Annotated in this window: 15 protein-coding genes, 1 other RNA gene and 2 pseudogenes; 16 read left to right on the top strand and 2 right to left on the bottom strand. The window is 42.5% G+C overall.

What is annotated here, in order from left to right; all coding sequences use genetic code 11:
• Positions 1–88 precede the first annotated feature (88 nt).
• From ACQEXT_RS01965 to ACQEXT_RS01940, 6 genes are all read left to right on the top strand, one after another.
• A complete protein-coding gene (locus tag ACQEXT_RS01965; protein ID WP_426950396.1) occupies positions 89–1,684 on the top strand; it encodes a bifunctional aspartate transaminase/aspartate 4-decarboxylase in 1,596 nt (531 codons plus the stop codon).
• Between the two features lie 124 nt (positions 1,685–1,808).
• Positions 1,809–2,666, top strand: a complete 858-nt coding sequence (pdxY, locus tag ACQEXT_RS01960; protein WP_426950394.1) for a pyridoxal kinase PdxY — start codon at positions 1,809–1,811, stop codon at positions 2,664–2,666.
• A gap of 201 nt (positions 2,667–2,867) precedes the next feature.
• Positions 2,868–4,037 (top strand): patatin-like phospholipase family protein, encoded by a 1,170-nt coding sequence (locus tag ACQEXT_RS01955; protein WP_426950392.1) that lies wholly within the window; start codon positions 2,868–2,870, stop codon positions 4,035–4,037.
• A gap of 17 nt (positions 4,038–4,054) precedes the next feature.
• Positions 4,055–4,483, top strand: a complete 429-nt coding sequence (locus tag ACQEXT_RS01950; RefSeq protein WP_038940442.1) for a hypothetical protein — start codon at positions 4,055–4,057, stop codon at positions 4,481–4,483.
• A 133-nt stretch (positions 4,484–4,616) separates the two neighbouring features.
• On the top strand, positions 4,617–5,528 hold the full coding sequence (locus ACQEXT_RS01945; protein WP_426950391.1) for a LysR family transcriptional regulator: 912 nt from the start codon (positions 4,617–4,619) through the stop codon (positions 5,526–5,528).
• A gap of 253 nt (positions 5,529–5,781) precedes the next feature.
• Complete coding sequence (locus ACQEXT_RS01940) at positions 5,782–6,948, top strand: BamA/TamA family outer membrane protein (protein ID WP_426950389.1); 1,167 nt, start codon at positions 5,782–5,784, stop codon at positions 6,946–6,948.
• A 50-nt stretch (positions 6,949–6,998) separates the two neighbouring features.
• Here the strand turns inward: ACQEXT_RS01940 and ACQEXT_RS01935 are convergent, their stop codons facing one another.
• Complete coding sequence (locus tag ACQEXT_RS01935) at positions 6,999–7,301, bottom strand: DNA base-flipping protein (protein ID WP_426950388.1); 303 nt, start codon at positions 7,299–7,301, stop codon at positions 6,999–7,001.
• A gap of 49 nt (positions 7,302–7,350) precedes the next feature.
• Between ACQEXT_RS01935 and ACQEXT_RS01930 the strand changes: the two genes are divergently transcribed.
• From ACQEXT_RS01930 to ACQEXT_RS01915, 4 genes and pseudogenes are all read left to right on the top strand, one after another.
• On the top strand, positions 7,351–8,091 hold the full coding sequence (locus ACQEXT_RS01930) for a hypothetical protein (protein ID WP_138970838.1): 741 nt from the start codon (positions 7,351–7,353) through the stop codon (positions 8,089–8,091).
• A 233-nt stretch (positions 8,092–8,324) separates the two neighbouring features.
• On the top strand, positions 8,325–10,334 hold the full coding sequence (locus ACQEXT_RS01925) for a GGDEF domain-containing protein (protein WP_426950387.1): 2,010 nt from the start codon (positions 8,325–8,327) through the stop codon (positions 10,332–10,334).
• Positions 10,335–10,461: 127 nt separating this feature from the next.
• An RNA gene (gene ffs / locus ACQEXT_RS01920) (signal recognition particle sRNA small type) lies at positions 10,462–10,558 on the top strand.
• Between the two features lie 118 nt (positions 10,559–10,676).
• Positions 10,677–10,907, top strand: a pseudogene (locus tag ACQEXT_RS01915) (TnsA endonuclease N-terminal domain-containing protein); the annotation flags it as partial.
• On the opposite strand, the pseudogene ACQEXT_RS01910 reads toward ACQEXT_RS01915, so the two are convergent.
• A pseudogene (locus tag ACQEXT_RS01910) lies at positions 10,908–11,046 on the bottom strand (transposase); the annotation flags it as partial. It abuts the pseudogene before it with no gap.
• Positions 11,047–11,133: 87 nt separating this feature from the next.
• On the opposite strand from ACQEXT_RS01910, the gene ACQEXT_RS01905 reads away from it, so the two are divergent.
• The 6 genes from ACQEXT_RS01905 to ACQEXT_RS01880 all read left to right on the top strand — a co-directional run bounded on the left by ACQEXT_RS01905 (position 11,134) and on the right by ACQEXT_RS01880 (position 22,876).
• Positions 11,134–13,503 carry an Ig-like domain-containing protein gene (locus ACQEXT_RS01905; protein WP_426950386.1) on the top strand — a complete coding sequence of 790 codons (2,370 nt, stop codon included), beginning with the start codon at positions 11,134–11,136 and terminating at the stop codon, positions 13,501–13,503.
• Between the two features lie 99 nt (positions 13,504–13,602).
• Positions 13,603–16,020 carry an Ig-like domain-containing protein gene (locus ACQEXT_RS01900; RefSeq protein WP_426950384.1) on the top strand — a complete coding sequence of 806 codons (2,418 nt, stop codon included), beginning with the start codon at positions 13,603–13,605 and terminating at the stop codon, positions 16,018–16,020.
• Between the two features lie 320 nt (positions 16,021–16,340).
• On the top strand, positions 16,341–18,431 hold the full coding sequence (locus ACQEXT_RS01895) for a hypothetical protein (protein ID WP_426950382.1): 2,091 nt from the start codon (positions 16,341–16,343) through the stop codon (positions 18,429–18,431).
• Positions 18,432–18,950: 519 nt separating this feature from the next.
• Positions 18,951–19,481, top strand: a complete 531-nt coding sequence (locus ACQEXT_RS01890; protein ID WP_426950381.1) for a hypothetical protein — start codon at positions 18,951–18,953, stop codon at positions 19,479–19,481.
• Between the two features lie 147 nt (positions 19,482–19,628).
• Positions 19,629–20,078: a hypothetical protein gene (locus ACQEXT_RS01885; RefSeq protein WP_426950380.1), complete on the top strand. Its 450-nt coding sequence runs from the start codon at positions 19,629–19,631 to the stop codon at positions 20,076–20,078.
• Positions 20,078–22,876, top strand: coding sequence for a CS1-pili formation C-terminal domain-containing protein (locus ACQEXT_RS01880; protein WP_426950379.1), 2,799 nt, complete (start codon positions 20,078–20,080; stop codon positions 22,874–22,876). Before ACQEXT_RS01885 ends, ACQEXT_RS01880 begins: the two co-directional genes overlap by 1 nt.
• Positions 22,877–22,879: the final 3 nt, after the last annotated feature.

Genomic DNA, 22,879 nt, shown 5'->3' with positions numbered 1-22,879 from the left:
ATAAATTAGAAAATCTTATCGCCTAATTAACTAGGCGATAAGGGAAACATTATCAAAATTAAGTAAATAATAGACTAAGGTAAATATTATGACCACGCAAAATACAACGATTGATTTTTCAAAGTTTGCAGATTTAAGCCCATTTGAATTAAAAGACAAACTCATTGAAGTGGCAAAAACGGTTCCTGACCGTATTTTATTAGATGCAGGTCGTGGTAACCCAAATTTTTTAGCGACACTGCCACGTAAGGCATTCATTCGTTTAGGTGAATTTGCGGTGATGGAAGCAGAGCGTACCTATTCATACCTTGATGGTGGTTTTGGTGGTATTCCAGATGGAATGGGTATCGTTGAACGTTTTGATACATTTGCGAGCAATAACAAACAAGATCAAGGTGTGCAGTTTATCGAAAAGTCGTTGAGCTACGCAAAAGATCGTCTAGGTCTACAGAAACAAGCGTTTTTGAATGAGTTGGTTAACGCATACCTAGCGTGTAACTACCCAGTGCCACCTCGAATGCTGACAAACATTGAAACTGTCGTGAAGCAGTACATCGCGGAAGAAATGTATGGCCCTATGCCAATCACAACAGATTTCGATCTGTTTGCAACGGAAGGTGGCACCGCATCAATGACTTACACGTTCCAAACGATGTTTAACAACGGGCTACTCCAAAAAGGCGATAAGGTTGCGTTGATCACGCCAATCTTTACTCCTTATTTAGAGATCCCGGAGCTTTCTGAATATGAGTTGGAGATTGTTGAGTTACGCCTTGATGAGACCACATGGCAACTACCAATGTCTGAAATCGAGAAACTGGCGGATACAGACATCAAACTGCTTTGTGTCGTTAACCCAGCGAACCCTGCATCAGTCAAATTTTCGGATGAGACGCTAGATAACTTAACGAACTTCGTCAATGAGCAACGCAGTGATTTATTCATCATTACTGATGACGTATACGGCACATTTGCAGACGATTTTATATCGCTGTTTGCGAAACTGCCATACAACACGCTGTGTGTTTACTCGTTCTCTAAATACTTCGGTGCAACAGGTTGGCGCTTGGGCTCGATTGCGATTCAGCACAACAACGTGTTTGACGACGCAATGCGCAGCCTTCCCGAAGCGCGTCAACTTGAGTTGGACGATCGTTACAAAACGCTAACTCCGGAACCACGTGAAATCAAGTTTATTGACCGTATCGTAGCAGATAGCCGCAGTGTTGCACTTAATCACACAGCAGGTTTGTCGCTTCCTCAACAAGTTCAAATGGCACTGTTCGCTCTGAATTGCTTAATGGACTCAGAGCAAAACTACAAAGCAGCGTGCAAACGCATCATCCGTGAGCGTTACAAAACCCTGTACAAAAACATGGGTGTAGACATTGAAGAAAACAAAGATCGTGTGGACTACTACACACTGCTTGAGCTCGACACTTTGGGTGGAAAATTGTACGGGCCAGCCTTCGTTGATTGGTTCAAAGCGAGTGAAAAGGGCAAAGATTTCCTTTTCCGCCTTGCACATGAAACCGGCGTTATCTTACTTCCGGGCAAGGGTTTCGATGTGGTACACGCTTCTGTTCGAGTATCCCTGGCTAACCTTACTCACCACGAATACGAGCTCATTGGTCGTGCAACGCGCAAAGTGTTGGATGAGTACTTTGCCGAGTTCCAAGGCTAATTAATCTAGCTCAATAAGAATAAGCCTCGGCATTGTCGAGGCTATTCCGACCAAATAAGCACAGTGCGCGGCATTGTGTTTATTTAGTCGCCAAGCTAACTAACTTCCCAACTAAGAGTGACTTATGAAAAGTATTATTTCTATTCAATCTCATGTGGTCTATGGCCACGCTGGTAATAGCTCCGCTGTCTTCCCAATGCAAAGAATGGGGCTTGAGGTATGGCCAATTCATACGGTTCAGTTCTCTAATCACACACAATATCAACAAGGTTGGACGGGGCAAAAATTTGGTTCTGACGATATTCGTTCATTAATGCGTGGTTTAGACAACATCGAAAAGCTCAGTGAATGTGGTGCGATATTGTCCGGTTATCAAGGCAGTGCCGACCAATGCCGCGCTGTCGCCGAAGCGGTAAGTTTGGTAAAGGACCGTAACCACAGCGCACTCTATGTGTGCGATCCTGTTATGGGGGACCCAGATAAAGGCTGTATTGTAGAAGATGGTGTCAAAGAAGCTATCAGACAACACTTGTTGCCCATCGCCGATGTAATAATTCCAAACCAGTTTGAATTGAGTGAGTTGACTGGCGTCAAAATAGACTCAATTTATGATGCGGTCACCGCTTGTAAAAAAGCTTTGGATCTGGGACCGAAAATGGTGCTGGTGAAACACCTTCATGCATTAAAGGATGATGCTTTCAGTATGATTCTAGCGATGCCGAAAGCATGTTATTTGGCCCAGCGTCCAAGCATTGACTTTGATTTACAACCAGTTGGAGTCGGGGATTTGATTTCCGCCATTTTTACTGCTTGTTTGGTGAAAAATATGTCTCCAGTTGCGTCATTTCGTCACGCTCACAATGCAGTTTATGGTGTATTAGAAGCCACTAAAGAATATAACGCATGGGAACTGCAGACGATCAACGCTCAATATGAATTTGTCGAGCCGACTCATGAGTTCAATATCGTGAAAATTGCTTAGCGCAACAGCTTAGGAGTTTAGTTAAACGCTATAGAAACTATCCATCATTGCATTGATGGATAGCATCCTACATCCGCGATTACGGTTATTCAATGCGCTTGGCTATAGTACCCTCATACAACGAAACGGACTTCATTTTGACCCCATTAATTTCCAACTGAGTCTCTGGTCATGCACCAGAGACATTAAATGAGAATAATTATGAATCGTTTAATTTCCTCTGGTGTGACTGTTGCGCTCTCGCTATTGGTAGCGGCGTGCAGTTCACCCCATACGCTGGATGTGCGCGTTTCTCAGACTAACTATAAAGATGTTGAAATCGAAAATTCAACACCGAAAGAACCACTTCGAATGTGGGCCAATGAGGCGCCCGATTTTCTCTATTCGACGCATAACAAAACCACACCGATCAAAGTGACGGGTGACCAACTCAATATTTTGGCGTTGTCAGGTGGCGGCGTAAATGGTGCATACGGTGCAGGTGTTTTGATGGGCTTACAAGAGAAAGGTGAACTGAAAGATTACGCCATCATCACGGGGATCAGTGCGGGAGCCTTGATTGCTCCATTTGTTTTCACTGGTGGCGAAGCGATGCCAAAGATGAAAGAGGTGATGCTTAACATCAACGATAAAAACGTTCTGGGTAAAAAAAACTTCTTAAACACGCTGTTTAAGGACGCCTTTACAGATGGTAAAACCCTTTATGATTTCATTGCAGACGCGTATCCAGAGCCATTCATTGAAGCGATGGCACAGCAACATCGTAATGGAAAGCGTCTTTTTATCGGCAGTACCCATTTTGATTCCGGCGAACTGGTGATTTGGAACATTGGCGCTATTGCAAACAGTGACTTGGCGAACAAATCTGAATTGATATACAAAGTGCTTGCAGCGAGTGCATCCATTCCTGGAGTCTTCCCACCGCAATTTATCGAGGTTGAGCATGAAGGAGAAACATTAGAAGAGTTACATGTAGATGGTGGTCTCGCGGCTCAAGTGTTCTTTAATCCGTCTAACTTTAACTACCACCAAATATCGGATGCATTGGGGTTAGAAAAAGCGCCGCAGTTAGATGTGATTCGTAATGGTGTACTGAAGGCTCCTTATCGACCACTAAAAGACAAAGGTTTTGACCTTGTATCGAAAAGCGTCGAAAGCCTTACGTTAGCTCAAACTCGGGGTGATCTGTATCGCATGAAATACATTAGTGAAAACAATGATATTGAGATGCAGTTTACCTATATCGACCAAGATTTCGGATACGCAAAAATGACGAAAGATATGTTCGACCCCCACTACTTGCTGACGATCTACGAATATGGATTCAAAAAAGCCACTCAGGGACACCTTTGGGTGACTGAACTCCCTTAACACAGGAAAACAATAAAATGAAAAAAGCCGTTATAACACTAATGATGCTTACTGCTTCCGCTACTGCATTTGCACAAGGTGGCGTACATGTTGATCAGCAAAAAGTGGATAGTGACATGCAGCAACTTTCTGCAATCAAAGAAGAAGGAGCTGCCTTTATCATGATTGATGAGGATTCGAGTTACGTTGCGATCGAGTACGTCGGCAAATGGGAAGAGATCAACAATTATGTGTCATATAAAGAAGCCAAGCAACGCAAACTGGAAAAAGTGAATAAGCGGTTTGTGTATTCGCAAACGGGTGAATCGCTGGCGTCACTAGAACAGAAGATCGTTGACCATATTCAAGCAGATCAACCTAAATATTTCAGTGTGGATGTCTACCGAGATTACCATGGCGCCTCTGGTGAGTTTAACTATTTGGCTCGTGTTGTTGAGTACAACTAAAATGGAGAAAACCTACTAACTTTAGTAGGTTTTTTATGTCGATGAGAAGGAACTCAAACGCAGTTTGTTACCGTTACCAACTAGCAATGCTATCATGATCTAATTAAATAACTCTAAAATGTAAGCACAACCTATGAACTTTAGTTTTGAACAACTTCTCGCGTTCGTGACCGTTTATGAACAACTCTCGTTTAGTAAAGCAGCGATCAAACTCAATAAGCACCGAACTACGATAGGGCAGGTGATTACCAACCTTGAAGACCAACTGGCGGTCAACTTGTTTGAACGAGTGGGGCGTTCGGTAGAGCCAACAGAAGATGGTCACCTTCTTTATCACTATGCTAAATTAACCATCGAGCAAGCGCGTACTTTCGATAAATTGGCGCTAAGCCTCTCTTATGGTGGATTAGAAAGCGTCAACATCGCCTATTCTAGTGTGATTCCTCATCGCGCTTTGGTTGAAATCCGCCAGCAATTACTTCGCGATTTTCCGTTAATGCGCGTGAACTTTCTTGTTAGGAATAAACAGGACATCAAAAGAGGCATAGATAGTGGCGAATTCCATTTTGGTATCGTCAATGTGCATGACCGTCAGGCGATGTATAGCTTTGATGCTACCTTCCTTGGGCATTTCGAATTTTACCCGTTTGTTCAAAAAGGTGGAGAGCTATCTAGGTTGGAGAAAAGTGCAGTCCTGGTGGCTCTGAAAAACAGCAAGCAATTTGTATTGCGATCTTTTATTGAAGAAGGCATGGCAGAGAAAATCATTTACAGCTCAGACAACGAAGCCGTCGATCAACTTGCTCTAGTGATAAAGATGGTAGAAGCTGGTCTAGGTTGGGCACTACTTCCTAAAACATTAGCACACACTGAGTTTGCCAATCACGCCATTGAGCCAGTTGAAGCCGATGAGATGCTAGAGGGCTTCAAGTTTGGCTTCGCGCTTTGGTGTCCACATTCCAAACAAATTGTTGATATTAAAAAGTCGTTAATCACCGTGATAAACAATTATCGCGAGCGATTTGAAGATGTTTTCCGTCGTTAACTCACAGACCCATCCAATTTCTAACAAGGCTCAATTAGAGCCTTGTTTTCGTTTCAGTTAACTTTAAGTTCGAGTTTTGATGGATTACACCCTCTATACAGGAGTGTAGGTTATCTCTTTTGGGGCTTAATCTAGTTTCGCTCTATGGGGAAGCCAAGAGCAAAAAAAGAGTTTTTATCATGTAACCGCTGCACGGAAGCAGATTTTTCAGCTGGGTTCAGTTCCCCGGCTTTTTTATCTGAGGGTCAACTTTATGAATCGCCGATACCGCGGGGCGCTTATTTCTCTTTCTGCATTGCTATCATGCTCGTCACTTGCCTCTTTCTACGATCCAGTTGATGGACAGTTCGATATGGGGCATCACATTGCAGAGAATGCTCATGGTTTTTTACCAATACCTATCCTAATTACTGAGCCTGCTATTGGGTATGGAGGCGGTGTCGCTGGTTTGTTTTTGCATGAAACGCAAGAAGAGAAACACAAAAGAAAACAAGCGGCGTTATCAGCGATAGATGGCGGAGCACAGCTCGTACCGAGTGCAATGACTGTCGCAGGCGCATTAGGTACTGAAAATGGTACTTGGTTTGCGTTTGGTGGACACCGACGCTCTTGGCTGAATGACTCCGTTCGCTATGTAGGCGGTGGTGGTGTCGGGGTGGCTAACTTGGATTTGTATAAACACATCTCCTTTGGGCCGATTGATAAGGAAATCAAATTTGGAACCAAAACAACGGTCGCAGTGCTGGCTCAAAAAGTGCAATTTCGCCTTGCCGATACACCATTGATGCTTGGTGTAAAACAAATGTTGGCGAAGTCTAAAGTGGAATCGGATAGCAAGCTGATAGATAAGGTCATGCAACTTACCCTTGGAAGTGAAGCTGTAACGTCTGGGTTAGGTGTGCTCGCTGAATACGATACTCGCGATAATCTCTTTTACCCTAGCAAAGGGTATAAAGTGACTGCTGACTATATGATTTATGATGATGCTTTAGGCAGTGATTATAATTATCGTACTTTTAACCTTGATGCAGAAGCCTACATCCCGATTGCGGAAAAATGGACGTTAGGTTTGGCTGGCAACTACCAAAATTTTGAGCAGAAAGATTCTATGGTGTCACCGACTGCAAAGCCGTATGTCGCACTGCGGGGTGTTTCTTCATACCGTTACCAAGGTGATGAAATCGAAACCTTGCAAGCTCAACTAACTTACAGCATTAACCATCGTTGGAAAGTGAGTGGTTTTTATGGTGCGGGTCAAGCGACCCAACGCAGTGGCGATCAACAAGACAGCCGAGTTAATGCTGGTGGCGTAGGTTTTCGTTATCAAATTGCTCGTCGATATGGCCTACACATAGGTATGGACTATGCGATGAGTGATGAAGAAAATGCTATTTATTTCAATGTAGGTAGCGGCTTTTGAATAGCCATCAAGTCGGTGTGCGTAACTAAAGAGTATTGAATGGCAGCCCATCAGGGCTGCCATTTATATTTTCTCAAGCTCAACTTTCCCTCTTCACTGACTTCAACACCTTCTGCAATAAGCTTGGCTCTTTGTCTCAGTAGATCCTGTCCTTTTAAAGAAATCTTGCCCTGACTGTTAATCACTCGGTGCCAAGGCAACTTGGTCTCTTGTGGAAGATTGCCAAGGGCTTTACCAACGTGACGGGCATAGCCAGGATAACCTGCGCGTTTTGCGATCTCACCATAGGTCGTGACTTTTCCACTAGGAATTTGGTGAATTACAGCAAAGATTTGCATTAAAAACTGGTCCATAATCAGAGTGTCCTAGTACAGAGTTCCAAGGAATGGATAAGGAGAGGGCATGGTATTTTCTACATTTCAGTTCTTAGTGACAACGTTATTGGCTGTGGTTTGTGCTCGGAGTATCAGTCTAAGCGAAGGCGATATCCCCGTTTTAGCCTTAATCATCCCCGCATTGTGGATTTTTCCCCAGGGCGGTGTGGTCGGTCTTGTATTGATGGCCGCGATGACCACTTATGGTCTTACACTACCTCATCAACCGTTTACGTTATCCGTGAGTCTATGGGTACTGTTCCCGTTATTAATGGTCGCATTTTCTAAACGAAGCAGCTTGGGGGTCGTGCTGACAAGTGCTTTGATCGTGACGACCTTAATGGTGGGGATTATGGTGACACAAGCGGGAGGGAAACTCGCTGGTGAACCCGTTGTCACTTTTGTCCAAACTATTGCCGTGATTGCTATTTGGTGGTCAGTCTCTCACTGGAAGCCATCCAACAAACATAGCTGGTGGGCTCTGGGTTTAATTCTGCCGTTATGGATAGCTGATTTGTCTTACGCCGCGCTGTTGGCTCTATGTATTACAGGCATTATGGCCTCGATGGAAAGTTTGTCGAAGTTGACCTCATTCCGTTGGAGTAAATTGTTATGTTGGACATTACCAACGGTTGGCTTCGCTGCCTTAGTCGTTACCCCTACCATCGAAGTGCCCAATCCCGTGTTTGTCGTGTGGATCTGTTTGCTCGGTACAGCTTGGATGACAGACTACATTTTGCGAAGTGTTGAACAAGAGCAAGATATATAAATAGTCAATCAGAGTTCGATGTATATGCGGTTGGCATATTCAACTATGTGTGTCAAAATTGCGCATGTTTTGAACGGTGAGTGGGTTGATAAGGACAATACTTTTAAACAAGTGCTTGTTTGTCCGACACTTTAGTTCGGCATCCGACTCGATGATATCCCCAGGGCATCTTTGTTCCTTGGTCATCTTTGAGATAAGAGAATTCATAACTATTCAAATAGGAACAAGCAAGGATGACCTACCTCTGGCGCATGTGGTGCACTGTGTTTTGCATGCTATTGATACCCACAACGTACGCAAACACCAAATATAAGGTCGCGATGGAGGCGGATGATGTCGTCTCACGGATACTTTTTGATGCTGTTTCTGAGCAATTTGGGTTGCAGGTGGAGTATGTCTATTATCCAAGCTTTAATAGCATCCTAAATGCCGTAAAAACTTCGCAAGCCGATTTTGCCGCCAACGTTACTTATACTACTGAGCGCGCTGAGTTTTTTGAGTTCTCAAGCCCAACCAATATTGAATACACCTATCTTTTTAGTTTGATTAATGCCGACTTGGATGAAGTCTCAACCGTCGGAGTACCCGCCGGAACCATTTATGGCGAGTTGATTCACGCTAACTATCCAGAAATGAGCTTGGTAGAATATCGTGGACATGACCAAGCTAAATCCTTGATTGAGTCAGGGCAAGTTGATGGTGTTGTTGACGCGATCAATCAGTTAAAACCCATGCTTCTCGCGGGTTACGATGCACAATTGCTTAACCATCAACTGATGATTAAGCCCGTTTCAATTATTGTGCCAAAAGGCAAACATCAAAACTTACTCAAAACGATTGAACATTATGTGCACGGCGCAGAGGTACAAAAACTTCTGCGCGAGTCGGTGAAGCAGTATCAATTTGATTTGAGAAAACAGGCGTTACGTCAGGATGTTATTGATAGCCTGATCAACTATCAAAAGCCCTTGAGAGTTAAGATTGAAAATATAGGTCAGTACGCCAAATACCAACCAGACGGCAGTATCAGTGGCATTACTGCCGATGTGGTTTTACAGGCATGTGAGATCCTGATGCTCAAATGTAACCTCGTAAGTACCTACGATGAATCTTGGGAGAGCATGTACCGTGATTTGATCGAGCAAGAGATTGATGTTCTATCACCTATTGTGGCTTCTGAATCACGCAAGAACATCGCGTATTTTAGTGTGCCTTACTATTTCCCAGAAGCCATTCTGGTCAAAAGGGAAGGGTACAAAGAGAATGTTTACAGCAACGTCTCAGAGTTAATCGCCGAGAGAATTGGCGTGATCCGAGACGACTTCTATCAAGAGTTACTTTCGCAGCGTCTACCTAATAAAGTCCTCCATGCTTATCCAAGTGGTGATGCAATCTATGAAGCGCTATTAGACGGAAAAATTGATTACTTGGCGGTCAGCCGAGCTAACTTCAATAAACGACTACGCGAATCCAATGATCTCCTTCCACTCGCAGAGGAAACATTGATTGGCAGCTACTACAAATCACCGATTGCGATAGGTTTTGCCAAGAACGATCTAGGAGAAACGCTAGCGCCACTCTTTACTCGAGCAATCAAAATGATCGATGTTGAGCGCATTATCAGCAAATACGATTATCAACCGGACTGGAAAGCCACCTTACATGCAGAACAGGCGTTCTCACGAAATAGCCAGTTTCTCTTCTTATTGGTGCTAGGATTTTTAGTGGTCGTGGCGATGTATCTGCATAGCCAATCAAATACCGATAATCTAACCAGGTTACGTAATCGTCGAGCGCTAAAGCAGAAATATAGAAGCGGCATCAATGGGGATGAGACCTTAATCTATTTAGATGTAAATCGATTCAAACAGATCAATGACAGCTATGGTCATGAAGTCGGTGACCAAGTGTTAAAAGCGGTGGCGAGCTACATTAGTCGTTATTGGCGTGGATCGAGCTATCGAATTGGTGGCGATGAGTTTGTGCTGGTCGGTAAGGTTACGCCAGAAGAGGTCAGCAAGTTAAAAAGCCAGTTTGAGTTGTTTCCGTTCGCTTCTGATGACAAAAGCATTGCGTTCAATGTCTCGCTAGCTTTCGGGGCTTCACCTTCAGGAAGACACTTTATGAGCATTGAAGAAGTGATACATGAAGCCGATGTAGAAATGTATCAGCACAAGCAAGCGCAAGCAGACGGAAAAAATGGGGCGAGACAAGCTGCGAAAGTGGTTTCTCTCAATTCATAGTGGTTACTCACTAAGCAGTTGAATCGAAAAGATGACTTTTCTGCCTTGTTTGACTTGAAATAGCCCTGAGGATGACTGATAATCCCCTCACTCCTTAGCTCTGCTAAGGAAAACGAATCTATGGAGGCCCTGGTCCTCCCGCAACAATAGCTCGTGAACTCGGTCAGGTCCGGAAGGAAGCAGCCGCAGCGAGTGACTTGTGTGCCGGGATGTGGCTGGGGCTTCCACCCATTTGAAGCCTGCAATATATGTTCGCATAAATTGCAGGCTTTCTTCATATTTGCACCATAAGTCTTCATAGTCCATTTTTTGTTGTAGGTTTACAGCAAAAGTGATTTTGCTATGTTCGACCAAACCAAAAAATCATCTTACGTACATAACATCTGTAAGTTCATGAGCTTGAAGAACGATGCTGTTGTTCGCACTCTCTCCATTCTGGAGTTCGATTTCTGTTTTCACCTCGAATACAACCCAAACATTAAGAGTTTTACCTCTCAACCTTTTGGCTTCAACTATCAATTCAATAACCGCAAGTGCCGATATACTCCTGATTTTTTGGCGACAGATCACGTTGGCCAGATGTTGTATCACGCCTCTGGTTTTGGTTTTAAATGAAACCTCAATTTCCTTAGCTCGACGACTTATACCGGTGTAATGCGGACAAACAAGAAGTAATGTTAGCCAGCTTAAATACGGAGTCTAGGCATTTTTGCTCAACGAATTTTTATTTATGCTAATTTTATTTTTAGCTTAGGTACTAATATTTTCGATATTGTTCTCCAACTTGCTAAATACCTCGATGAATAAACAATCACATTCACTGTTACTTATTTCGGCTGTATTGAATGGATGTGGTGGGGAAAGTAGCAGTGATACCAATGACCGAGAAACTTCCAATACAAATACCAATACTCAAACGGTGTATCTAGCGAGCGATGCTTTTCGAACAGGAGAATTGTCGCAAGAACTGTACCTAGATCTTTCAAATAACATTGGCTCGAACGATGGCAGCGATGTTGCTATCGTCAATGTGACGTCAATGAGCGCCGATAGCTCTTGTGAACCCCTGTATATTAATGATGTTGGATTTGCTATCGACGCAACATCGGCAAATGTCTGTGAATATCAATATACCGTGGGGGCAAAGAGTAGTAGAAGCATTACGCCAACGGCTATGGTCGAGTCTGAAGAGAGTGTTTCAACGTCAACGTCAACGGCTACGGCTAGAGCTGCTGTCGGTGAAACTGTCACAATGTTAGCACCGCTGTCTTCCGTAACTTCAGAAGGTATCGCAATTCCCATTGATGTTTCAAATGGTGGTGCAATCGACACAGGCGTTTATACCTTATCCAGTGAAGTTGGTTTACCTTACAGTGCTCAATCAGGTTCAAGCGCGATTGCTTCCCCGTCGACCAATGAAATCACCTATACACCCGGCCCTGGCTTTGTCGGTGTAGAGCGTATTTCTTACAACTACAGCGATGGCACCAATATTCTAACAGGTGATATCGATGTCTCTGTTTCAACCAGCAGTAACAATGCGCCAATTAGCGACAATTTCCAATATCAAGACTCAGTGACGGGTTCAACTATCGTAGGCAACGGTACCTTGATCGCTATTGATGTATCAAGTTTTGTCTCGGACGCCGATGGTGATGTTGTAACTGTGAAAGAGGTAAGCAGTTATGACTCTACTGTCTCAGTCACAAGCGACTCGACATTTGAGTTCAGCTCGACCGTTTCAGGCTTGCATTATGTTACCTATGTTGTTTCAGACGGCAAAGGTGGTTATAGCTCCGCAGTCGTCAGTGTCACAGTTGAACCTCAGCCTTCGTTGGTAAGAGATTGGCAAGATATAACGTACAACGATACCGCTAATGCGACTAACGTAACGATTACTGCGCCTATGTCTAAGGCGGAAGCAGACTATGTCAATCTGCCATACTCAGACACGCTTATTGGCGACGGAGTAAACAGCCCTGCGTTTAGTGAAATTACTCTTCATTCGTTTGATGAGGCAATGGATGTCTGTAAAGCAATGGGGGGGCGCCTTCCGACTCAAGGAGAACTTGAGCAGTCAATTCAGCTGTTTCGATCCAATAATTGGCCTACAGACGATAGTTACTGGGTTGGCTCAAGAACAGATCAAGCGATAAACCTGACAGGGGCTGACCAAGGCTGGTCTATTGATATTTCACCCGAAAGTGTAGTGACTGTGTCTCAAGAATTGAGAGCAAACCCTAATTTAGTTACGTGCATGCTTTACGACTCTCCAGATGTGCGCCGATATTCCATCGAACAAGGCAGCTCTATAGTGAAAGGTGACCATACTCGATACCGATTCCGCGTACTGACACCTGATCTGCAACCCGCCCACTACGGCAAAAATATTTTTGTGACAGCGGGTATCGAGAAGAACGGATACTTCAAGCAAGAGTACTACGATACTGATGAGTTTGGCTGGGTTGATGCTGACTACACGGATCTCTCTTTTGAAGACAACGTTGGTGTTGTGTCTGTCTACGATGTTGTCAAAGAGCAGCTTATTAGTATTGATAGTGAAGCTTATGTATTGAATGTAAAAGATGCGGGTTCATGGAACAGGACGATTACAGAAGGAAGCGGCTTACCTGCTGTAGATGCCAATTTCGGTTTACCTGTCACGTTTCAGGGTAAAAAACTCACGTCAGTTTACAACGTTCAGTCTTACACAGGATCGACATTAATCGGTCGTTATTATAGCTACCAAAATGTTGGTCTCGGAAACGGAAAATACTCATTCTATCTTCAACAAGTGGGCGATACGCCGACTAGCACTTGGGGAGAGAAGCTTTGGAGACCGGGTGGCCCAACCAGCAAAAACTTTGAAGTTGTTGTCGATATATTTGAGAATGAAGTGAATATATTTATTGATAGTAATACGCCTAAATATACGGTAACCAATATTGATCTAAAGGGAGATCGTTATGTTTGGTTCGAAGTGAAAAACAATCGATTCAAGCTTTATACCTCATTATTATCAGAAAAACCTGAAACACCACTATTTGATTTTGAAATGGATTGGGGATTGATCGACCCAAATTCTGAATATTGGATAGGTTTTGGTGGTCGCGTATATTATGAGTCTGAAACTTATATTAATGAAGCGAGTTTCAATGCGATCCAATAACGCTGGAATCCCAATTAAATAACCTAATTGCTTGTCATATAAATACTTAATTATTAGCCCTTTCATGATAAAGGGCTAATAGCAATTTAGAGCGTCATTATGCAGAATAGAATTTTATTATCAATTATATTATCAACGACACTATCTGCATGTAATGGTGGTGAGTCCAATACGGGTGAATCTGGAGTGGCGTCAGGGGCTAATAACGGGAGTGTTATCTACTACGTGCGAGATAAAATGGTGGAATCAGGAATCAACCAGAAACCATTGTATATCGACCTCTCCGACAATATGGAGGCTGCTGATGGTAGCGCTACTTCATTAATGGGCGTGACGCCGTTATCGCAAAATCCTGAGTGTGCCGTTGTATCACAGGACAGTGATGGATTTAGTATAACTGCAGATAGTGCCAAAGCGTGTGATTACCGTTTTTCAGTCGGTGGCGAAGAGGGAGTACAGCAATCGAGTTTGACGAATGCGACACGTTATTCATCAACCAATGACGGGTTTTCTTCGGCCACGACTCGTGTCTTGGTGGGCAACACAACTGAACAATTGATTCCAATTCACAGTCAAACCCAAGTGAATACGAGTAAACCTATCGATGTTGCGTATGAACTCGCCAAGGTTGGGGGAGAGCTCGATACAGCCAATTTCACATTGAACTCATTGACGTTACCCGACCAAGGGACTACAGGCTCAAGCGCAACATTTGATAGTTTTAGCAATACAATTAATTACACACCCGGCAATAGTTTTGTCGGAGTCGAGCGTATCAACTATAGCTATTTGAGCAATGATTCAAGCAGCGTAGCAGGTGGAATTATAGACATCGGCGTGTCGAGGGATCTGAATAGTGATCCCGTGGCGAACAAATACGAGCATCCGAGCTTAGTGAGAGTAAATACGCCGACACTCATCGACTTATCGAGTGTGATAAGCGACCCAGACGGCGACGTTTTGCAGCTAATCGATGTGTTTGGTTACAACTCGACTAATATCATACAGTCTGGACCTACATCTAACTTTGACTCCAATTCGTTTACGTTCGAAACAAGCCAGTTCGGAGACCACTATTTAAGCTATGTCGTGACAGACAAAAATGGTGGCTATGCTTCATCAACGATCAAAGTTAACGTCGAAGCTGATATTAGTCTGCTTCAAAGCTGGGACGATATAACTATTACCGACCCGTACATCAGTGCTCCAATAACCTTCACGGCTCCGGCGTCGTTGGCCTATGCAGAATTATTTAGGGTTCCTTATCACGAAGTCTTGACAGGGGAGGGCATTAGCGCGCCTCTAGGTGAGCGGTTCATCACCATGACTTACAACGATGCTTACCAGCACTGCATCGATATAGGTGGAAGGTTACCGATCCAGCGTGAAATGCAAACGCTGTTTAGCGCACTTGGGAATGTTTATTCATCTCGCAACTGGCCTGCTTCTGAGTTTTTCTGGTTAGCAGACAAAGCGGCGGGTAATCAGGCCAAGACTTACAGTTTAGTAAGTGATTCCGATAACGTAGCGCAAACAGATGAACCGTTTGAAGGGCGATTAGTAACGTGTGTATTACTTGACTCTGAAGCAGTAAAAAACTTCGAAGTTAAGGACCTTGTTACTTCAGATCGCCAAGTAGACGGGAGCTACAGATTGAGTGCCAACACTTATGACCCTGACGGCAACCTAGCACCGTTCCAAAAGGTAGATCTAAAAGTAGACAGCGAAACGAAGGGAGATGTATCAGAAGATGTGGTTACGTCTAATGCATCCGGTGCTTTTGGGGTGCTTTATTTTGATTACTCTATGGAAGATAGCTTTGTTCGTAGCAAGATTCACAACGACATTGCTTATGTCCTTGTAGAGCCAGAAAGCGGTGACCTTGATGTCGCGACGCCTTCAAATTGGTCTCGATTGGCTCTAAAACACTACAATAATGCTCAAGGTGAATTACGCCCACATACAGCAGAGGGGCTTCCGATTTTGTTTAACCAAAGCCAAAGCACCAACCTTTATTCTGCTAAGGCATATCAAGGTTCTGAGTTTATAGGTGAGTTTATCGTTGAGTCACCAACCAATAAAATCTTTACAGGGAAATACTCATTTTATGTTCAACAGGTGAGAGGAGATGCTCCTCAATCTACGTGGGGTCCACAAAATGTTCAGCCGGGAGCACCGAACTCGGCAAAAGTGTTTTCAATTGTAATTAACGTATTTGATTCAAGAGTATTAATATTTGATGGCTATGGTAACCGTGTTGCCTTCTATGACGCTGATTTAAAAGGTGAGCGTAAGTTATGGTTTGAAAGTCGAGACGGTAATTTCGCAATATACTCTCTCGACGGGTTGGTTGGGGATAAACCTTCTAAACCTTTGATTACTTTACCAATGCCATGGGGGAATATTAATCAAAATTCTCCATATTGGATTGGATTTGGTGGTTATAATGGTGATATTGACGATGGTACGAATGCTGTTGTAAGTTCAGCAAAGTTTTCATCCTTTATCAGAAACTAGAATTAATAAAATTTAATTTTTGAAAGATACCTATTTTGATAGGTGGCTTCTCCATGCATCTTAAAATAAGAAAGCAAGTCATTATAAGTGGAATGATAAACCTCATTATGTCTGCAAATAATGCAAATTATTTGCAGAGTAATTAGGCTTTGTTCAATGCTTTGATCATCACATAGGTTTCGCCAACTTTTGCGTTGTAATTTCTTAGACTTAACTGACTGCCACTAGGCACTATTGCACCTTGTAATTTGGTCAATGCCCATTCTCATTTGAATTTAATTTATATATTTAATCGATTGCCGCAAATACAGAAACTTATTATGAATAGTTATACCACTATAATTTCATCATTATTCATCACTGCAATGTTAAATGGATGTGGTATTGAAAAAATGACAGAGAAGAATGGAGAAAATACTGGCTGGGAGGGTGATGGCAGCAGTTCGATACCAGAGCCAACTTACTACGCTCAGGACACTGTACGTCACTCTAACGTAAGCGCAAACACTTATATTGATTTGGAAAAAAACATTGACAGCTCTGATGGTTCACAAGTCTACATAACGAATGTTGAAAGCCTCGATGGGCAAGCCGGTTGCGATATTATCAGTATAGAAAAAACGGGTTTTTCGGTAAAAACCGAAGCTGTACAGAGTTGCTATTATAAATATAGCGTGGGTGGGGCTACTTCCCATCGACAAACATCGAAAACAATGGAAGCAAGCGCCAGTGTCTCCGTATTGATTGGTAGCGATGTAGATACCTTTACACCCATAGGGGCTGTAACATCGATAAATACAAATGTGGTGGTCGATATCGCTAAAGAGCTAAGCCTATACGGAGAAACGATACCAGAAGGATACTCACTAGACAGTCATGTATTGATACCCAACGACAGTAGCAGCGGCTCTGTTGCACTTGCATCTGGTAATAATATCGAATATCAACCCGGATTTGATTTTATTGGTGTTGAACGTGTTCTGTATTCGTTCAGCAATGGGGATTCTGTTATTCATGGCGATTTAGATATTAGTACTTCGTCACTCAATAACACAGCACCCACCGCTTCTTATGTACATTATTCACTAGAGGGTGGCGCCCCCATTCCATGGGGAGAGGAAGTTTTCATCGATGTTAAAGACTATATTCATGACATGGATGGTGACGAGCTACAACTGGTTGATGTTTATGGCTACGATTCTACCTTGAATATACCGACTGATTACAATGGAAATAATAATCATTATGATGATACCGTGTTCGGTTTTTATTCTGAAAAACCTGGCAAGCACTCAATAACCTATGTTGTTAGCGACAAAAAAGGAGGATACGCTCATGGCATGATTCAACTGAATGTAGAGAACGTATATAAATCGCTATTGAAAACAAGTGATGACGGTCAGGAAATGTATTTTACCCCCCCCTATACTAATGAGCAGGCTGATGTAGCCCATGTGCAGCATATAGAAGGAGAACTGGGAGACGGTATTCATTCTGTAAACGGTGTTGGCACAGCAAAAACGACCTTCGATGTAGCAACAAGTATTTGTTCTGCCAAACAAGGCCGCGTACCGACCGTGTCAGAAGCGATCCTATTACGTGAGCGATCTTTAAATCAAAGCATATTTGATGAAGGTAGATGGCCAGAAAATGAGAAGTATTGGGTCTATGATGTACCGAATGAATTGAGCAACGCACAATATGCGGTGATCGATATGGCAACCGGCACAGTAAGCGAGGCACAGGCTAGAGAGTACTATTACTCTTTTTGTATTGAAAGCCAGCCTTTATCAATTTTCATTGAAGGCGCTCACTCGATACCGGTTTATAGCCATTTGGACCCAATATCTAGAATGTATCAAAGTTATGCAACGTTCCCGCAGAACGATGAAGCTATAGCCTTCGACAACGATCTTGAGTGGACCTTTGTGATTGATACACCCGATGTCGCAAGCTTCGATTATCGCACGAGAGTTCTAACATCATCACCACAAAATCCGGAGGTTGGGGCAACAGCGCATATCACCGCCTGTACAAAATCCAATCTATGCGGAACCAAAACAGTACAGTTATATACTCAGCTCTTTCAGATGCCTTCTAATACTTCTGGGTTAACCGTGGATAAGTCTTGTGAGGATATGGGGTATAAATCGATAAATGAAGATGTTTACAGAGAGGTGTTCAACTCTATGTACAAACCCGATACGAGCTCTTGGCTATATGAAAACGATGCTGCCTATTGGTCCAGTGGACTCGTTGTCGATATTTATGGAAGAATTCAACCCCAAACTGAATACACGCGTCGAGTGGCTGAAATACAAGAAAACAGTGCTGTCAAACCAGTTAATGGCGAAGTTTGGACGATAATTGACACGTCTTATGGCCCAAGCCATTTGATTTGCCAGTATTAAATACCTGCACAATGAAAACAATAACGGCCGAGAGATATTGAATATTTCTTGGCCGTTATTTCAACTAATCAACAAAAACCAGTGCATAGCTTTTCCGTACGTTGAACAGATGTGGTTGAATATTGTTCAAAACTCTTCCTATTGGGTGGGCTTTGGAGGGTATAGTGCTAATTGAACTGATGGTACGAATGCTGTTGTAAGTTCAGCAAAGTTTTCATCCTTTATCAGGAACTAGAACTAATAAAAATTAATTTTCGAAAGATACCTATTTTAATAGGTGGCTTCTCTATGCATCTTAAAACAAGAAAGCAAGTAATTATAAGTGGAATGAAAAACCTCCTTATGTCTGCAAATAATGCAAGTTATTTGCAGAGTGATTATTTTAAATGACCAATTATTAGCTAGGCAGATTGCTTGTCTTAAAAATGTTGAATGCTCATCTTATGGATAGGTTCATTGCTAATATACCGCTCGTTATCGGCGCATTGTCGAGTAAATAATCTGATTAAGGAAAATATAGTGAAAAAGCTTGCTCTTATCGCAACCCTAACTGCATTGACTTCTGCATCAACATTTGCAGCTAGCGGCGACACTTCGACTGGTTCGGTAGTATTTAGTGGTTTCGTTCCTGGTTTTGTACCCAATGGCGATATTTTAGTAACAGGTGCTGGTGGTAATACCGACTCTGCCTCATACCAAGGTACTTTGCAGGTTAACGCTGATGGTACGTTTGAAACAACGAAACCTGTTGTGCTAGAAGCGCACGATTACACAGGTGCGGTTCTTGGTGCCAAAGTTCCTGCAAATTGGACGGTATCTCAAGTGACTGTGCTTCCCGCAGCCATGGGTGAAGTTCGACCGAACATTGTCGTGGGTGATATGAAAACAACCACAGAACTGACTAATACCGATATTCTGGCTGCGACACAGCTATCAGCGGGTGAAGATATTCAATTGTATGTTGCAAACAAAACCGCGCACAGCAATCCTGACGATATCGTCGGTACAGAAGTGATCGTTAACGTTGATATGATCGCGACCCTGCCTTAGGAAATCCACTCCTATTATTTAGGCACTTATATCAATTAAGTGCCTTGTTTTTTTGAGGTTTTCTTCCCGATGAATATAAATGTAAATTGTTTCTCCTTATACTTTTTGATCTTATTTAGTTGTAAAAGCGTTGGTTCAGAGAGCTATTTGTTTCCTGTAAGTACACAGATTAATAGAGCCAATTTATATGAATATTCGATCAATGTTAGGCTATCAAAAGAAAATATTGTTCTCCAATATAATAATGATAATAAATCATTCTACGATGGGGGTTTTTTATCATACGTAACAACAACGATTCCAACCACCTCGGGAGATTCATTTAAATACAGTTATCGTGTGTCAGACTTTAACTCATCATGCGCTGAACGTGGCAGTGGTACTGTAGTAATTAATGACTTTATTGATCTTTATATAGACAAATTACATTACCCGGACATCGCTAATATTCCAGATTTTGAATTTGATACTGATAATAATAGTGGGTTTGAAAGGGCAATCAATGAATTTTTGTTAGTAACAAACCAGACAATACCAAGTGATGAGCCATTAATTTGTAATGGAAATATTACGTTTAATGTGGAGCTGAAGTTATAATGTTTTTGAGAATCTGGCTAGGTGTTAATTTCCTAGTTATATTAACTTCTATCATTACGTATAGTGCCGAAGTTCATGCCAATATTCCTGCGGGATTTGAAGACTTATTCGAAGAAAAACCCGTAAAACTTAGGTTGACTCTCTCTGCAGACAAAAATAAATCATTCTCTTTGGATGCTTACGTGTCTGGAGATGAGGTTAGAGTTCAAGCTTCCCAACAAATGTTATTGCGACAAAGTCTCGCACAGATATTCGGCGTCGATGGCCGCATGAGTGAAAATATTACGGTATCACTAATTACCGGTGTTGAATCAAGCCATGATTGTGTGGGTTACCGAAGTGAGTGTGGCTTGCTGCCGCAGTTCTATGATTTTGTTTATGTACCTGATAGTCAATCTCTCATTGTTCATGTGAATTCAAAGTTTCTCGGTAAGGAACAACAACAGATCGAACGAGAATTTGTAAAAGCTCAGACAGACCATAATGCGGTCATCATGTCTCATGGCCTGAATGTGTCGGGTTCATTCAACGAAACGTCTGATTACACGTCAGCTTACTCCTATCAGCATGAAAATTACGTAGGCTTTGGTAAATACGGTTATTTACACAATGACCTTAATTTCAGTGACATTAATGGCTTTAGCTCTGACGACTCGTCTTACAACTATGTTGACGGAAATACGAGATTTTCCGTGGGGTATAAATATCAGGAACGAGCTTGGAATAGCACTCAGTTTTTGGAAAACAACAGCAAGACGTCGGGTTATATGCTCTCAATTGGCTCGACTAAAGAGTTGGTGAAAACATCGAGCGCGAACTCTAGACGTGTCTATTTAAATATTCCAAGAGCGGGTCGGTTAGAGATTACTGATGATAGAGGGCGAACTCTACTCAGCCGAAACGTAAACGCAGGTCAGGACTTTTTTGACTACAACGAACTTCCTGTAGGGACCTACACAGCAACGATCAGGATTTTCGATGGTGGGGAAGAGTTTTACAGCGAAGAACGCTTGATTGTTAACACAGGCTCGTCTGCATTAGCCACTGGCGAGATTGATTACCACATAACGGCAGGTTACCTGTCTCGAGAGTTGACTAATACAGGTCTTGAAGAGAATTTTGACGAAAATTCAATTATTTACGCATATGATAACTACGAAAGCCCGATCTTTACCAATGGAAAGCTGAGTTATCAAGTTGCAGATTTTTTAGCGCTAGGGGGTGGCTCATTCGTGACGGCTAGTGACCACTATAACTATCTTGGTGGCAATATAACTTTAGGTGAAGTGTCGAGGCTGTCAGCCGTTGCTGGTTTATTTGATAACGGTTCAAGCTTTTACAACGTAGATTTTGGTTTGTACGACTTGAGTGTGTCATATACCAATTTCGAGAGTGAAGAGGACAGCTTAGGTGACGTAAGTTTGTCTCGTCTTCTGTTTGGTAGTTCGAGTTATATGTCACTATCGATGAATTATAACAAATACCTGTCGAGAAACGTGTCTTCGTATATTTCGGGCATATTAACTCGTAACCAATACCAAGATATAAGCAATGACTACACAAACGACTCAGAAAGTTGGTCTGCACGTAGCGGTGTACAAATATCGGAGCTACCGCTCGATTCAAAGTTAAATATTGAGCTATCAGCCAGCGAGTCTAGCAGCATGAATTATGGAGTGACTGCTTCGATCACCATTCCGCTCAACCAAAACAATACGTATGTGCATAGTACTCAGGCGCAGTTTGACGCCAAAGGAAACACGACGCTTTCTCACAGAGATACCGTGTCGAGCAATCTAGCCAATAACGGTGATTTGAATGTATCAAGTTCTGTTGGGGTTTATTATCAAGATGCAAACCAAGATTCGAGTAATGGCGACTTGTCTGTTTCCGCTAATTATAAAAATAAATATGTGGACAGTAACTCTTATACCTATGTGAACTCAAATCGAAGTGCCAACGTGTCTGCTTACCTTGGTACTAACAACATCATCACAACTGAAGGTGTCGAGTTTACCAGTGAAAAAGCGTCGAGCTACTTTGTCTCAAATAATGATACGGGGGCACTTTCGTCACAAGGTAAATTCTTGGCCGTGGTTAATTCAGAGCAAAATGGCAAGCAAAGTAATGCTTACATCAACGAAGATCAAACGAGCGTTTATCCCTTAAATGAGTACCAAGAATATGAATTTGAACTCGATACCGAAGCGTCTGATTTTTATAACAATGGTGAGTCTTATACCTCTGCAACAAGTTACCCAGGCACAATTATTCGGTTAGATACATCGCTGTCGGAACTGAAGTCATTTATTTCGACATTCAGCGATATTAACGGAAACCCAATTGATGGTGTTGAATGTGTCGGTGAGGGTTGTGTGTCGGCAGATCGGTTGGTTGAAGGCGTTTACCAGATTAAAGTTAAAAATAAACTTCCGTACAAAATTATCTCGAAAACCAACCAGTGTGTGATTCCTGAGTTATCGTCAGTGAGCAACTTAAACTTAGGTAACAACTTCTGTATGCCGATGTTTGAAGAAAACGCTGAGGGTTATCAAGTCGCTCTAGTTGACGGTATTTATTACTACTACTTAGGGCAGTACAAGGACAGTAATGTTGTTTTGAACTATCAAGACAAACTTGATCGATCAGACGTTGAAATCATCAACAAACGGCTGGGTGATTATTCTTATGTGTTTGCTAAATCTACTGATCAATTAACGGCGGCAAACAAACTATTTGTCGATGAGCTTATTAATTATGCTGTTCATATGGAACTGACGCCGTATGCATCTAACTAATTT

The sequence above is a fragment of the Vibrio sp. TRT 29B02 genome (assembly GCF_050113655.1).
Taxonomy (GTDB): domain Bacteria; phylum Pseudomonadota; class Gammaproteobacteria; order Enterobacterales; family Vibrionaceae; genus Vibrio.
Note: the sequence above shows the minus strand (reverse complement) of the source record. Positions and strands in the feature narration are given on the sequence as shown.